The organism is Halomicrobium sp. HArcht1-1 (assembly GCF_058933285.1).
Genome location: NZ_JBZYDL010000001.1, coordinates 1,295,985 through 1,308,597, shown reverse-complemented (window position 1 = coordinate 1,308,597; position 12,613 = coordinate 1,295,985). Strand labels below are relative to the sequence as shown.

The window sequence follows — 12,613 nt, the reverse complement described above, 5'->3', positions numbered from 1 at the left end:
TCCATCTACCACAGCTTCAGAATGCGAAAGTGTGCCCGCCGACAGTGTCAGCGGCTGGAGACGGCAGACCGACAGCGACGCCGCGTGCCCGAACGTAGACTGCGATCCGCGTGATGCCCGACGTGGCCGGCGGTTAGCCTTCGTAGCCGGCGTAGTCCATCAGCTCGCCGAAGATGTCCGAGTCCATCGCCTCCTTGTAGACGATCCCGCCGACCATCCCGCCGGGGTAGGTGTTGCCGTTCATCGCGTGGCTGACCTTGTGGCAGTGCATGAGGTAGATGCCGGGGTCGGCGTCGGCGTCGAACTCGATGGTCTTTCGCTCCGCGGGAGCGACGTTGATGATGTCCTGTTCGTACTGCGCTGCCTCGGGGACCTCCGAGCCGTCCTTCTCGACCACGCGGAAGCGGTGGTTGTGCGTGTGCATCGGGTGGCTCATGTACCCGTTGTTGGTGAGGTGGATGCGGACCGTGTCACCCTGCGAGACGATGACCGGCGAGCCGTCTTCTGGGTGGAGCGTCCGGGGCGCGCTCTTGCCGTTGATCGTGAACACGTCGGGATTGCGGTCCCGCGGGCTGTAGGTGGCGTCCATGCCGGCCATCTGCTTGTTCAGGGTCGAGTCCCAGTCTTTCAACGTCATGAACAGCTCCTGGTCGGCCTCCTCGTACCCCTTCGGGTCGACGCGGAAGATGCCGTACATCCCCATGTCGATGTGACGCTGGGTCTGGTAGTGGCAGTGATAGAGGTGCGTCCCGGGGACGTTGGCCGGAATCTCGTAAGTGTGCTTCTCGCCGGGGTTGACCGTGATGCCCGTCGTCGTCGGCACGCCGTCGTTCTCCCAGGTCTTGCGGACGCCGTGGAAGTGCAGCGTGTGAGGCATGTTGGCGTCGGTGTTGTCGAGCGTCACCTTCATGTCCTCACCTTCGGTCGTCCGGAGGATCGGACCGGGGACGCTGGGCTCGCCGTCGTCGGCCTGGAACGCCCACACCTTCGGCAGCTCGACGGGACCACCCATCGTCTCCTCGGGGTGGACCATGTGCTTCGAGGCGACGGTCGAGATCGTGACCTCGCCGCCCTGCTCGTCGACGTTGACGATCTCCGGGGGCGAGGTCGTCGGCAGCGACTCGGACTGACTCGCCATCGAGGTCTCCGTCGCCGTCTCGCTCGTCGTCGAGACCTTCGAGGACGACGTGGGTGCCTGACAGCCGGCAAGTGCCAGCGAACCGCTCAGGCCCGTTGCAGCGACGAACTCTCGGCGACTCATACTCGTTCCGGGGGCTCCGATGCGATCAGTCATTACACTTTGGCGTAGGTAGTACTCCCTTATAGCCGAGCAAGGGGATTCCCACCAGGTGAAAACCCCCCTGAGTATGCAGGGGCCGACGGTATGGGTGGACAGAGTGGATCGCGTCGGGCGCGCATGGAAAGCGATTTAGCCGGCCGGAAGCCACGGGGAGGTAATGAGCCTCTCCGATGCTGACCACGATCTCGTGGTCGAGGAGCTCGGCCGGGAACCGACTCAGGCCGAGGCGGCCCTCTTCGAGAACCTCTGGAGCGAGCACTGTGCGTATCGATCGTCACGACCGCTGCTGGGCGCGTTCGACTCAGAGGGCGATCAGGTCGTCGTCGGTCCGGGCGACGACGCCGCCGTCGTGGCACTGCCCGGGGGCGACGGCACCTACATCACGATGGGGATCGAGAGCCACAACCACCCCTCCTACGTCGACCCGTTCGACGGCGCGGCCACGGGCGTCGGCGGGATCGTCCGGGACACGCTGTCGATGGGTGCCTACCCCATCGCGCTGGCTGACTCGCTGTACTTCGGCGACTTCGACCGCGAACACTCCCGCTATCTGCTCGAAGGGGTCGTCGAGGGGATCAGCCACTACGGCAACTGTATCGGCGTCCCGACCGTCACCGGGAGCGCGGCCTTCCACGAGGACTACGAGGGGAACCCGCTGGTCAACGTCTCCTGTATCGGCCTGGTCGACGAAGAGCGGATGATCACCGCCGAGGCCCAGCAGCCGGGCAACAAGCTCGTCCTGGTGGGCAACTCCACCGGACGGGACGGTCTCGGCGGGGCCTCCTTCGCCAGCGAGGACCTCGCAGAGGACGCCGAGACGGAGGATCGCCCGGCCGTTCAGGTCGGCGACCCCTACACCGAGAAGCTGCTGATCGAGGCCAACGAACAGCTCATCGACGAGGGGCTGATCGAGTCGGCCCGCGACCTCGGCGCGGCCGGCCTCGGCGGTGCGAGCTCCGAACTGGTCGCGAAGGGCGGGCTGGGCGCGGAGATCGAGCTCACCGAAGTCCACGAGCGCGAGCCCAACATGAACGCCATGGAGTACCTGCTCGCCGAGAGCCAGGAGCGGATGTGCTACGAGGTCGCGCCGGAGAACGTCGACCGCGTGAAGGCCATCGCCGAGCGCTTCGACCTCGGTGCCTCCGTCATCGGCGAGGTCACCGACACGGGCGACTACGTCTGTACGTTCGAGGGCGAGACGGTCGTCGACTGCGACGCCGAGTTCCTCGGCGAGGGCGCGCCGTTCAACGACCTGCCGGCCGAAGAGCCGACCCAGCCCGAGCGAGACCTCCCCGAGGTCGCCCTGGAAGAAGCCTTCGAGGCAGTCGTCGCCAGCCCGAACACGGCCTCGAAGCGCTGGATCTACCGCCAGTACGACCACGAGGTGCAGGTCCGGACGGCGACTCCGCCCGGCGACGACGCGGCGGTACTTGCCATCCGAGAGGCTGGCGCAGAGGCGAGCGACGACGACAGCGAGAGCGGCGTCGGGCTGGCCTACACGGCCGGTGCAGACCCCAACTGGACGGACACGGCACCCTACGAGGGCGCACGCGCCGTCGCGCTGGAGAACGCCACCAACCTCGCCGCCAAGGGGACGACGCCCCTGGCGGCGGTCGACTGTCTCAACGGCGGCAACCCCGAGAAGCCCGACGTGTACGGCGCGTTCAAGGGGATCGTCGACGGGCTCGCCGACATGTGCTCGACGCTCGACGTGCCGGTCGTCGGCGGCAACGTCTCGCTGTACAACGACTCCGTCAGCGGTCCGATCCCGCCGACGCCGACGCTGGCGATGGTCGGCACCAAGGACGGGTACGACGCGCCGCCGCTGTCGCTGTCGGGCGAGGGCGACCTCCTGCTCGTGGGAGCGCGGGCACTAGAGGGCGACGCGGAGCCACGTCTCGGCGGCTCGGAGTATCTCGGGCAGTTCGGCGGGAGCGACCGATTCCCGACGCTGCTGGACCACCCCGACGCATTCGTCGACACGCTCGCCGACGTAGCCGACGACGCGGCGACGCTCGCGACCCACGACCTGAGCCACGGCGGCCTCGCCGCCGGACTGGCAGAGATGGTCCACGAGGATGGGGGCGCGAGCGTCGAGATCGACGCCACGAACAAGGGCACTGGAGTCGAGTTGTTGTTCGGCGAACAGCCGGGACGCGTCGTGATCGAGACGACGGACGCCCGCGCGGTACGCGAGGCCTTCGACGGTGTCGCACCAGTCTACGAGCTGGGTTCCGCGGACGACAGCGGACGACTCGATCTGACGATCGGCGGCGAGTCGCTGCGCTACGACGCCGAGGCGATCGCCGACCTTCGGTCGATCATCGCCGACGAGCTGGCCTGATACGGTTTATCGTAGATGCTTCCCGGCGATCGTCACCGCGGGGGAGACGATCAGCGGTAAACCGCTACAATACTTCGTATGACGCCGTCGTCGGCTGTCCGCTGGACGCCCCCATTCGTCGACGGGGGGCGCACACGCTCTCTTCCGTTGCCGGTGATCGCAAGCAGTGACGGCGACAGTCTCAGACCAGGACGAGCGCCAGTCCGAAGATCAGGAGTAGTCCGACGGCGGCGACCGCGCCCCCGCGGGCGACCTGTCCCATCGTGAAGTCACTCTGGGGTGCGGTCTCGCGAAGCGGCGGTTCGCGCGATGGCAGTTCGACGTGTGCTGGGTCGTAGTCTGGACGGTCCTCGTCGTGCCCGTGGTCGTCGCTCATGTCCGGTCGTTCCCCGCGGTGGTACCTATTCCTGTCGGAATCTCGTCCCGGCTGCGCCAGCCGAAACCGACAAAGCCCGGAGCGACGAACGGACAGGTAGTAAATGACTCTCACGAAGCGGATCATCCCCTGTATCGACGTGGACCTCGACGAGGACGGCAACGCCGCGGTGTACACGGGCGTCAACTTCGAGGACCTGGCCTACACCGGCGACCCCGTCGAGATGGCCAAGAAGTACAACGAGTCGGGGGCCGACGAGTTCGTCTTTCTCGACATCACCGCCAGCGCAGAGGGGCGCGAGACGATGCTCGACACCGTCTCACAGGTCGCGGACGAGGTGTTCATCCCCCTGACCGTCGGCGGCGGAATCCGCACCCGCGAAGACATCAAAGAGACGCTGCGGGCCGGCGCGGACAAGGTCTCGATCAACTCCGGTGCGATCGAGCGGCCAGAGTTGATCGGGGAAGGCGCGGCGGCGTTTGGCAGCCAGTGTATCGTCATCTCGGTCGACGCGCGGCGACGATTCGACGAGCAGGGCGAACACTACGCGGACGTCGACGGGGAGTCCTGCTGGTTCGAGTGTACCGTCAAGGGCGGCCGCGAAGGCACCGGCCTCGACGTGGTCGAGTGGGCCACCGAGGCCGAGGACCGCGGCGCAGGGGAGCTGTTCGTCAACTCGATCGACGCCGACGGCACCAAGGACGGCTACGACATCCCGCTGACCAGCGCCGTCTGTGACGCCGTCTCCACGCCGGTGATCGCCTCCTCGGGCTGTGGCAGTCCCGAGGACATGTACGAGGTGTTCACCGAGGCCGGTGCCGACGCCGGGCTCGCGGCCTCGATCTTCCACTTCGACGAATACTCCATCGCAGAGACCAAGCAGCGCCTCGACGAGATGGGCGTGCCGGTGCGTCTGTAACCCTCGCAGCGTTCGCCTCGACCGTCCTATCCCCGCGACCGCTACCCTTTTGCGCCCCACTCCCCGACTATCCGATAATGGAGTGGCGGTGTACCTGGTGTGGCAAACCCCACGAAGAGAACGATCCGCCGTGTGACAACTGCGGGCACAACAAGTTCGAGCGAGCCGTCGAACAGGTCCCACCGGCCGAGACCGACGGCCCGACCGATCCCGTCTGGGTCTGTACGGAGTGTGGCCGTCAACACACCAAAAACTCCCCGCCGTGCAAGCGCTGTGGCAACGTCGAGTTAGAACAGCGCCAGCCCGACTGGGACGACCTCGACGAACTCGGCGGCACCTCGTACCGCGACGTGCTCGAACCCCGGTACGTCGCCGGTTACGCCATCGCCGCCGTCCTGGGGATCACGCTCGTTCTCGCGTACGCGGGCGTCGTCACGTTGCCGGGGATGGGACGGCCACCGGTGCCCGACGACGTGGCTGGCGCGGGGGATCAGGTCGGCGACCTCTCGATCGCAGACGTCGAAGCCGCCTACGTCGAGGAACTCACCGACCGCCGCGAGTCCGAGGGGGTCGGTGCCGTGACCAACGACTCCGACCTGGCGTGGTACGCCGCCTACGTCAACAAGCGCACCGTCCAGAACGCGACCGGCGACGGACCGGCACTCTCCAGGGAAGAGATGCTTCGGGTGAGAGAGTACTGTGAGAACCCGGTCGTCGACCGCTACACCGTGTTCTCGACGGGACCAGTCGAAGACTTCGACAGCGAGGCGTCGCTGGCCGGGACGCTGCTGGACGGCTGGGAGGATCGCTCCGACGCACTCGTCGAGTCACAGACGCGGATCGGCGTCGACGTCCACGTCGCGCCGAACGACCGCGTGTTCGTCACTGTGGCGGTCTGCTAACAACAGAAGAGAGTCCCGAACGTCAGGCCGCGGCGTCGAAGGCCGCCTCGAAGTCGTCTGCTTTCTCCATGACGCGGTCCGCACCGGCCTCGAGAGCGTCGAGCGCATTCACGTCGACATCGGTCTTGACGGTCAGCACGGGGTCGGTCTGGCCACCGGACTGTTCGGGGTTCATGTCGTAGGTCGCCGCCGTGACGCCGTCGGTCTCCAGTAGCGCCCCCTTCAGGACGTTCATGAACGTGTGGTCCTCGCCGGCAATCTCGATCGAGAGCATCGTCTCTTCTTTCTCGATGACGCGCAGATCCATGCCCGTCCGTATTCCGTTCGGGCGCATGAAAGCTTCGCTTCGCGGTTTCGAGTGCCCTCACACGACGGCGTAGATCATCAGCAGGCCGAAGTACACGACCACCAGCGCCGCCAGTGCCTTCAGTCGGAACATACCGATTGCCTCCTCTTCCTCGCGGTAGGCGTCGCGGAACCGCTCGACCTCCTCGTCGTCCAGTTCGCTGGCGTGTTCGAGCCCGCGATGGAGCGCCCGGAACCGCTCGCGGGCGAAGGGACGACCGCAGTACTCACACTCGTACAGCGGGGCCGACGTGGGAACGTGGTAGTCCTCGTTCATAGGTAGGGGAGTGGGATATCTGGCTGGGAGATGACCCAGAGGCTCGTCATGGTGTAGACGACCATGACGGCGATGAACGGATACTGCGACCGAATCGCCTGGAGGCGTCCGGGAAACAGGTCGTAGGCCGCGGCGTGGGCCACCCAGATCGCCAGCAGGTGGCCGACGATGATGCTGGCCATCGCGACGCCGCCGAACCACCCCGGCATCGAGAGCACGAGCACCGTGCTCCGGGCCGTCAGCGGCGCGGCCAGCGTCTGGCCCAGTGCCGGCGCGAGCCCGAGGAAGTAGTCGAGGTAGTGAGCGAAGTGGTAGCCGGCGACGATCGCCAGCAGCGGCGGCGCGAACCGGGCGGCCAGCGCGGCGGGCGTCAGGAAGGTCTCGGCCGTCGACCGCGAGAGCCTGGCCGCGAGCACGTAGAGACTCCAGAACAGCCCGAAGCCAAGCAGGAGGGCGAGCAGGTAGACACCCAGCGGCGGGATCCCGAGCCCGACGAACGGCCCCGCGATCCCGCGCCAGGCGGGCGTCGAGACGAACCCGTCGAAGGTCGTCACCCACAGCAAGGCGAGGACGAAGGCGACCTCGTCGCGGCCGTCGACCAGTCGCCGCTCGGACAGCGCCGTTCCCGGAAGGCGAAGCGTCAGCCCGTCGCCGTCGGACGAGAGCGGAGCGACGCGGCCGTAGTAGCGGAACACGCGAGCCGGCGGGTCGACCTTCCCGAACCACGTCTCCGGACCGAACGCCACCGCGCCGACGAGTGTCACCGCAGAGTACGCCACCACAGTGGTCGCGAGCAGCGACGCGTTCTCGGCCAGCGGACTGACGACCTCCAGGTAGACGAGCGCCAGGAGCCCGACGACGCTGGGCCACGCACCGAGCCGGTCGGGATACCGCAGGTCCAGCGCGGGCACCAGCTCGGCGACGGTCCGCCACGGATTGAGCACGCTCCAGCTGTTACCCAGCAGGTACGCGCTCATCGACAGCCCCGCCCACCAGCCGACCCAGACCAGCAAGATCGCGGCGTTCGAGCGGGCGTCCGTCGGCCCGAAGTAGCCGACGACGACGACGAGCACGACGCCAGCGATCCCCGCCGCCCGCAGCAGGCCGACCGCGACGCGCCGGCCCGGAACGCCTGCGCCGCGACGCCAGTCGTGGATCGCGTCGATCAGTTCCCGGTCCGTGACGAAGCTGGCAAGCAGGAACGAAGCGCCGACCGCCGCCCCGCCCGTCGAGAGGAACAACCACGTCGGAATCGTCAGCGGTTCGCGGATGTCCTGGGCCAGGCTGCCCCCGTGAGCGGTGGCACGACCGACCGCCAGCACCGCCAGCGCGACGACTGCGACTGCGCGACGCCGAAGCATTACTCGACTGTTCGGCTCGGCGAGGGAGAAGGCATCGGTTCGCGCCCGACCGGCCAGCCACGCGGACGAAGCGCACGGAGTTGGAAGCGCTTTTGATGGTCCACTCGCAAGAAGCGCGTATGACCGTAGCCGAAGACACGTCAGAGGAGCACGGGGACCACCATCTCCCCGCCGTCGAGGACTGGCCCCGCGGGTTCGGGGAGGCCAGCTGGTGGCCCTTCATCACTGCCATCGGCGCTGCCGGCATCTACGTCGCTGCCGGCCTGTTCGTCCTCTCACAGGCAGAGAATCCCGTCGTCTCCGAGCTGATCGCCGCCGGGACGACCGTCGCCACCGTCGGGATCTTCCTGGCCGGCCTCTATGGCTGGCTCTACCACGCGTTCGTCGCCAACTTCTGGGAACGCGGGACGGATCACCACTCCGGTGGAACCCTCCGGTTCGCGATGCTGCTGTTCCTCGGCAGCGAGGTCGCCACCTTCGGTGCCGGCTTCGTCTACTACTTCTTCGTTCGCGGCGCGAACGTGTGGTCGGCCGAACTGCTCCCTCACGGCGGAAACGTGTTCGGCAACCTCGTCATCGCCAACACGATCATCCTCGTGATCAGTTCCCTGACGCTGCACTACGCACACGTCAAGCTCCTCGACGGAGACCGACAGAGCTTCGTCCGATGGCTCGGGCTGACGCTGCTGCTGGGCGTGATCTTCATCGGCGGACAGGCCTACGAGTACTACGAGTTCATCGTCGGCGAAGGCTTCACCATCGCCGAAGGTGCCTACGCCTCCGCGTTCTACGGGCTGACTGGACTGCACGGACTCCACGTCACGATGGGTGCCGTCCTGCTGGGCATCGTCTTCGTCCGGGCGATTTACGGTCAGTACTCCGCAGAACGACACACCTCGGTCTCGACAGCCTCGATGTACTGGCACTTCGTCGACGTGGTCTGGATCTTCCTCGTCGTCGTGCTGTACGTGGGCGCAGAGCTGTCGATCTGAGCCGCCGGTAGTTTCAAGCCGGGTTCTCACCAGCTACCCGTATGGACGAACTCGACGTGAGCGACGGCTTCGACGTCCACGACTATCGTCACGGTCTCAAGCTGCTCAAGGAGGACCGCGAGACGATGGCCCTCGAAAACCGTGCGGAATTTGCCTGCCCGGCCTGTGGAAAGGCCTTCGAGAAGCTGTTCGTCTCCCGGCGTCGCGAGAACACCTTCGGCAACCCCGACAGCCCGATCTGTCTCGTCCGGACCGACGAGCGACTCCTCCTGCTGACTCACTGAGACTGTCGACTACCCGGCCGTCCAGCTGACGACGACTCCAGAGAGAACGGGGACAAACGGTCACGGTATTGGAGAAAGCATTTACCGAGTGGTCCAGAGGCGACAGCATGGATCGAAGATCGCTCGCGACACTCGCAGTCGGTGTCCTCCTGGTGTTGAGTGGCTGTGCCGACGTGGCCGTCGACGCGACCGTCGACGGCGACGGCACGGTCGAGTCCTACGAGACGACGATCGAGATGCCCCCCTCGACCTACGATCGCCTCCAGTCGACGGCCGAAGACGAGGGGTACGGCTCGGTCGAGCGGTACCTGCTCCGTGGGGTCAACGAGAGCCGCGCGGAGTCGGTGTCGTACAACCAGAGCCTCACCGACGACGGCAACGTGACGGTCGATCTGCGGCTGTCGTCGTGGAATCCCGGACCGAGCAGCGGCGTCGAGACGACCGTCGAGGAGGGCAACGTCACCTTCGTCGATCGCTCGTTCGTCCAGAACAGCGGCCAGCTGGGTTCTCAGAGTGGCTACGCGCTGACCTACACGGTCACGATGCCGACGAACGTCACCGACAGTAACGCCGACACCGTCGAGGGTGCGACGGCGACGTGGCGCTACGACAGCGACGAGGCGATCGAATCGCCGATCCGCGCACAGAGCCCGGTCCCCGACTCCGGCTCCGGCCCCGGCGTCGGTGTCGTCGGGACGCTCGTGGCCGTCGCTCTCGTGGTGGGACTCCTCGCACGCCGAACCTGACGGCTGTCGACCGCGACACTCACCACAGGTGTCGCAGCAGCGTCGGCGCTTTCCGAACGTCGTCGAGCCGGAACGGGTACAACGAGAGCAGATCCGGCAGCGTCAGCTCGTACCGCTGGAGGCGATCGAGCTGTGCGTCCGAGAGACGGCCGCTGTTGGCGACGAACCTGTTCTGCTGGGCCGCGTCGAAGTCGTAGAGCAACTCCCCGGCGATGCGCTGGCGCTTCCAGTTCGACCCCTTCTCGCGGTTCCAGCGGCGCTCGTAGGCCGACAGGAACGACCGGGACACGTCACCGGCGGTGAGGGCTCGCGTCGCGACCTCGGCCGCCATCTCGGCCGACTCCATCCCGGACCGGATTCCCTCGCCAAAGAGGGGGTTGATGCTGGAGACGCTGTCGCCCACGGCGACCAGCCCGTCCGTCGCACGGCGGTTGATCGAGTTGTCGGAGATCGCCTGCCCGGCGTGGACGGCCCGTACGTCGTCGACCTCCCACCGGGGGTCGTTGCGAGCCCACCGCTCGACGTAGTCGTCGATCGCCCCGTCGTCTGGCGGACTGTGACGCGCGTAGAAGTCGTCGATCCAGCAGACGCCGACTTTGAACACGTCGTCACCGCCCGGAAACACCCACGCGTACCCGCCCGGCGCGTACTCGTGGTCGAACCGGAACAGCATCGACGACAGGTCGTACCGGCCGGTCACCTCGTACTCCTTGCCGATCCCGCGCTGGGCCGCCTCGCGGTCCCACATGTCCAGTCGGGTCGTCAGTGTCCCCGCCGGTCCCGTCGCGTCGACGACCAGATCCGCCCGATATGTCACCGACTCACCGTCGCGGGTCCCGCGGACACCGACGACGGTGCCACCCTCGACGATCGGTTCCCGAACGCGAACTCCCGTGTGGATGTCGGCCCCGTCGGCGGCCGCGTCCGCGCCGAGAAATTCGAGGAACGCCGGGAAATCGAGCACGTAATTGGGGATGTCGAGGGTCGCCCGGGCACTTGGCCCTTCGAACTGGACCGTGGCCGACTCGGACATCACGACGTCGTCGGGCACGCCAAAGCCCTCGACGACCTGGTGGAAGGTCCCACCGGTCGACTTGTCGTTGTCCGCCAGCTCGTCGTTTGCTTCGAGTACTGCGACCGAGTGGTCCGACCGCCCGACGACCGACCGGGCGAACTGCAACCCCGCCGGCCCACCGCCTGCGACGACGATATCGTACGACTCCATCTCGGCTTACACTGGGGCACAAATCGGGTAGTAGGTTGCGGTCGAGTGCCAGTGGCGAGGCCGAGCGCGACAGGGAGTACGTCACGACGGGAAGGTCTCTCCCGATCCGAAGCGAAGGGACGAGCTGGAGCCCTGCACCGCGACGGATCAGCTCGCTCCAGAATGGGACCGCCGCGATGGCGACCGCTCGTCACCGTCGTTCCTCGCAGAAAGCCGGTGGAGGGATTCTGAACCACGTGAAGACGACCGCTCGCTACGCTCGCGCTGCGACTTCGCTCGTTCAAATCCCACGACAGCATGTGCTGCTCACGAAGTTGTTCGCAGCAAAAAGCCGGTGGAGGGATTTGAACCCTCGGCCTAATCCTTACGAAGGATTCGCTCTGCCAGTCTGAGCTACACCGGCGCGGGCATACGGTACGATGCCCAAGACGATCATAAGGGTTCCGAAGTCCGGCGATTATGGGACACGGAGACACGGTTACCGGGAGAGACGAACGTCCAGGACGACGTTGTGCTCGTGGGGGGCATAAGAGCGGACCGTGTGGCGGGTCTCGACGCGTACGTCGTAGTCGGGTTCGAAGGCAGCCCGGATCGCCCGCTCGCCCGGCCCGTAGGGATCGTCTTCGTGCTGGATGTCGTAGTAGTGGAGCACGCAGTCGCTACCGGCGATCGTCTCGGCAGCGTCGAGGAACTCGTCGGCGCTGTGTGGGAGGTTCATGACGAGCCGGTCAGCCCAGTTCTCGTAGTCGGGAGCCACCGCGCGTACGTCGCCTTCGATAGCGGTCACACGGTCGGCGACGCCGTTGCGTCGGGCGTTCTCGCGGAGGTACTCGATCGCGGTCGGGTTGACGTCGACGCCGACGGCCGTCGCACCGCGCTGTGCGAAAGGAACCACGAAGGGGCCGACGCCAGCGAACATGTCGAGCGCGCACTCGTCTGCGTCCACCTGCTCGACGACGCGGTGGCGCTCGGTCGCCAGACGAGGGGAGAAGTACACCGCGTCGAGGTCCACCAGGAACTCACAGCCGTACTCGCGGTGGACGACCTCGGTAGCCGGCCGGTCCGGCTCGTCGTCGGGCTGGGCCAGTACGTCCCAGTCACGGACGCGAGTCTCTCCTTTGACCTTCGAGGCGCGGTTGAGGACGGTCCGGACCGGGAGGTCGGACGCGACGATCGCGTCGGCGATCACTCGCGCACGCTCCGGATCGTCCTCGTCGACGACGATCACTTCGCCGATCCGCTCGTAACTGGGCTCGAAGTCGAGCCGGTCGGCCGGCATCGTCTGGGACTCGCGGACCGGCGCGTCGTACTCGACCACGTCGAACTCGTCCGGGACCGCCGTCGGGTCCGTGACCGGGATGTAGATCGTCGCCTCGTCGACCACGATGTCGTAGCCCTCTGCGACCAGATCGGCGTCCGCGAGGCGCTGTCGGCTCTCCTCGCCGGCTTCGCGGTCGACACGCACGCAGGGAACGCCCATACCGCCACTGGCCACCCGTGGGCGGTAAGCCTGACGCTTCGCGCCCTTTATTGGCCGGCGAC

At 66.7% G+C, this 12,613-nt stretch carries 13 protein-coding genes and 1 tRNA gene; 6 read left to right on the top strand and 8 right to left on the bottom strand.

The features are described 5' to 3' along the window. Positions 1 to 133 precede the first annotated feature (133 nt). Positions 134 to 1,294, bottom strand: coding sequence for a multicopper oxidase domain-containing protein (locus AC5FRZ_RS06940; RefSeq protein ID WP_372479195.1), 1,161 nt, complete (start codon positions 1,292 to 1,294; stop codon positions 134 to 136). Between the two features lie 163 nt (positions 1,295 to 1,457). Here AC5FRZ_RS06940 and purL point away from each other — a divergent pair, with 163 nt between their 5' ends. Continuing rightward, entirely contained in the window at positions 1,458 to 3,644 is a 2,187-nt protein-coding gene (purL, locus tag AC5FRZ_RS06935; RefSeq protein ID WP_493564230.1) for a phosphoribosylformylglycinamidine synthase subunit PurL, read from the top strand. Positions 3,645 to 3,825: 181 nt separating this feature from the next. On the opposite strand, the gene AC5FRZ_RS06930 is transcribed toward purL, so the two are convergent. Further along, complete coding sequence (locus AC5FRZ_RS06930; RefSeq protein WP_372479198.1) at positions 3,826 to 4,020, bottom strand: DUF7550 family protein; 195 nt, start codon at positions 4,018 to 4,020, stop codon at positions 3,826 to 3,828. Positions 4,021 to 4,123: 103 nt separating this feature from the next. Here AC5FRZ_RS06930 and hisF point away from each other — a divergent pair, with 103 nt between their 5' ends. Together hisF and AC5FRZ_RS06920 are read left to right on the top strand one after the other, a co-directional pair. Continuing rightward, entirely contained in the window at positions 4,124 to 4,939 is an 816-nt protein-coding gene (gene hisF, locus AC5FRZ_RS06925; RefSeq protein ID WP_153553108.1) for an imidazole glycerol phosphate synthase subunit HisF, read from the top strand. A gap of 77 nt (positions 4,940 to 5,016) precedes the next feature. Continuing rightward, a complete protein-coding gene (locus AC5FRZ_RS06920) occupies positions 5,017 to 5,841 on the top strand; it encodes a hypothetical protein (RefSeq protein ID WP_493564229.1) in 825 nt (274 codons plus the stop codon). A 22-nt stretch (positions 5,842 to 5,863) separates the two neighbouring features. Here the strand turns inward: AC5FRZ_RS06920 and AC5FRZ_RS06915 are convergent, their stop codons facing one another. The 3 genes from AC5FRZ_RS06915 to AC5FRZ_RS06905 are packed head-to-tail and all read right to left on the bottom strand — an operon-like array spanning position 5,864 to position 7,824. Next, positions 5,864 to 6,148 (bottom strand): DNA-directed RNA polymerase subunit L, encoded by a 285-nt coding sequence (locus tag AC5FRZ_RS06915; RefSeq protein ID WP_015762916.1) that lies wholly within the window; start codon positions 6,146 to 6,148, stop codon positions 5,864 to 5,866. Between the two features lie 57 nt (positions 6,149 to 6,205). Further along, positions 6,206 to 6,463 (bottom strand): DUF7410 domain-containing protein, encoded by a 258-nt coding sequence (locus tag AC5FRZ_RS06910; protein WP_208628154.1) that lies wholly within the window; start codon positions 6,461 to 6,463, stop codon positions 6,206 to 6,208. Further along, the gene (locus AC5FRZ_RS06905; RefSeq protein WP_493564228.1) at positions 6,460 to 7,824 is read right to left on the bottom strand and encodes a hypothetical protein; all 1,365 of its coding nucleotides are present in this window, start codon (positions 7,822 to 7,824) and stop codon (positions 6,460 to 6,462) included. The genes AC5FRZ_RS06910 and AC5FRZ_RS06905 overlap by 4 nt, the downstream gene beginning before the upstream one ends. Positions 7,825 to 7,943: 119 nt before the next feature. On the opposite strand from AC5FRZ_RS06905, the gene AC5FRZ_RS06900 reads away from it, so the two are divergent. The 3 genes from AC5FRZ_RS06900 to AC5FRZ_RS06890 all read left to right on the top strand — a co-directional run bounded on the left by AC5FRZ_RS06900 (position 7,944) and on the right by AC5FRZ_RS06890 (position 9,846). Continuing rightward, positions 7,944 to 8,816: a cytochrome c oxidase subunit 3 gene (locus tag AC5FRZ_RS06900; RefSeq protein ID WP_170093983.1), complete on the top strand. Its 873-nt coding sequence runs from the start codon at positions 7,944 to 7,946 to the stop codon at positions 8,814 to 8,816. A 41-nt stretch (positions 8,817 to 8,857) separates the two neighbouring features. Next, on the top strand, positions 8,858 to 9,100 hold the full coding sequence (locus AC5FRZ_RS06895; RefSeq protein ID WP_372479202.1) for a DUF7385 family protein: 243 nt from the start codon (positions 8,858 to 8,860) through the stop codon (positions 9,098 to 9,100). 107 nt (positions 9,101 to 9,207) lie between these two features. After that, the gene (locus AC5FRZ_RS06890; RefSeq protein WP_170093981.1) at positions 9,208 to 9,846 is read left to right on the top strand and encodes a hypothetical protein; all 639 of its coding nucleotides are present in this window, start codon (positions 9,208 to 9,210) and stop codon (positions 9,844 to 9,846) included. Positions 9,847 to 9,865: 19 nt separating this feature from the next. Here AC5FRZ_RS06890 and AC5FRZ_RS06885 read toward each other — a convergent pair whose 3' ends face one another. From AC5FRZ_RS06885 to AC5FRZ_RS06875, 3 genes are all read right to left on the bottom strand, one after another. Further along, on the bottom strand, positions 9,866 to 11,071 hold the full coding sequence (locus AC5FRZ_RS06885) for an NAD(P)/FAD-dependent oxidoreductase (protein WP_153553101.1): 1,206 nt from the start codon (positions 11,069 to 11,071) through the stop codon (positions 9,866 to 9,868). A gap of 329 nt (positions 11,072 to 11,400) precedes the next feature. Beyond that, a tRNA-Thr gene (locus AC5FRZ_RS06880) sits at positions 11,401 to 11,474 on the bottom strand. 75 nt (positions 11,475 to 11,549) lie between these two features. After that, on the bottom strand, positions 11,550 to 12,551 hold the full coding sequence (locus AC5FRZ_RS06875) for a class I SAM-dependent methyltransferase (RefSeq protein WP_493564227.1): 1,002 nt from the start codon (positions 12,549 to 12,551) through the stop codon (positions 11,550 to 11,552). Between the last annotated feature and the right edge of the window lie 62 nt (positions 12,552 to 12,613).

Coding starts and splice junctions, on each gene's coding strand:
- AC5FRZ_RS06890 (WP_170093981.1), top strand. CDS start 9,208: ATGGATCGAAGATCGCTCGCGACACTCGCAGTCGGTGTCCTCCTGGTG.
- AC5FRZ_RS06930 (WP_372479198.1), bottom strand. CDS start 4,020: ATGAGCGACGACCACGGGCACGACGAGGACCGTCCAGACTACGACCCA.
- purL (WP_493564230.1), top strand. CDS start 1,458: ATGAGCCTCTCCGATGCTGACCACGATCTCGTGGTCGAGGAGCTCGGC.
- AC5FRZ_RS06910 (WP_208628154.1), bottom strand. CDS start 6,463: ATGAACGAGGACTACCACGTTCCCACGTCGGCCCCGCTGTACGAGTGT.
- hisF (WP_153553108.1), top strand. CDS start 4,124: ATGACTCTCACGAAGCGGATCATCCCCTGTATCGACGTGGACCTCGAC.
- AC5FRZ_RS06920 (WP_493564229.1), top strand. CDS start 5,017: ATGGAGTGGCGGTGTACCTGGTGTGGCAAACCCCACGAAGAGAACGAT.
- AC5FRZ_RS06905 (WP_493564228.1), bottom strand. CDS start 7,824: ATGCTTCGGCGTCGCGCAGTCGCAGTCGTCGCGCTGGCGGTGCTGGCG.
- AC5FRZ_RS06915 (WP_015762916.1), bottom strand. CDS start 6,148: ATGGATCTGCGCGTCATCGAGAAAGAAGAGACGATGCTCTCGATCGAG.
- AC5FRZ_RS06875 (WP_493564227.1), bottom strand. CDS start 12,551: ATGGGCGTTCCCTGCGTGCGTGTCGACCGCGAAGCCGGCGAGGAGAGC.
- AC5FRZ_RS06885 (WP_153553101.1), bottom strand. CDS start 11,071: ATGGAGTCGTACGATATCGTCGTCGCAGGCGGTGGGCCGGCGGGGTTG.
- AC5FRZ_RS06900 (WP_170093983.1), top strand. CDS start 7,944: ATGACCGTAGCCGAAGACACGTCAGAGGAGCACGGGGACCACCATCTC.
- AC5FRZ_RS06940 (WP_372479195.1), bottom strand. CDS start 1,294: ATGACTGATCGCATCGGAGCCCCCGGAACGAGTATGAGTCGCCGAGAG.
- AC5FRZ_RS06895 (WP_372479202.1), top strand. CDS start 8,858: ATGGACGAACTCGACGTGAGCGACGGCTTCGACGTCCACGACTATCGT.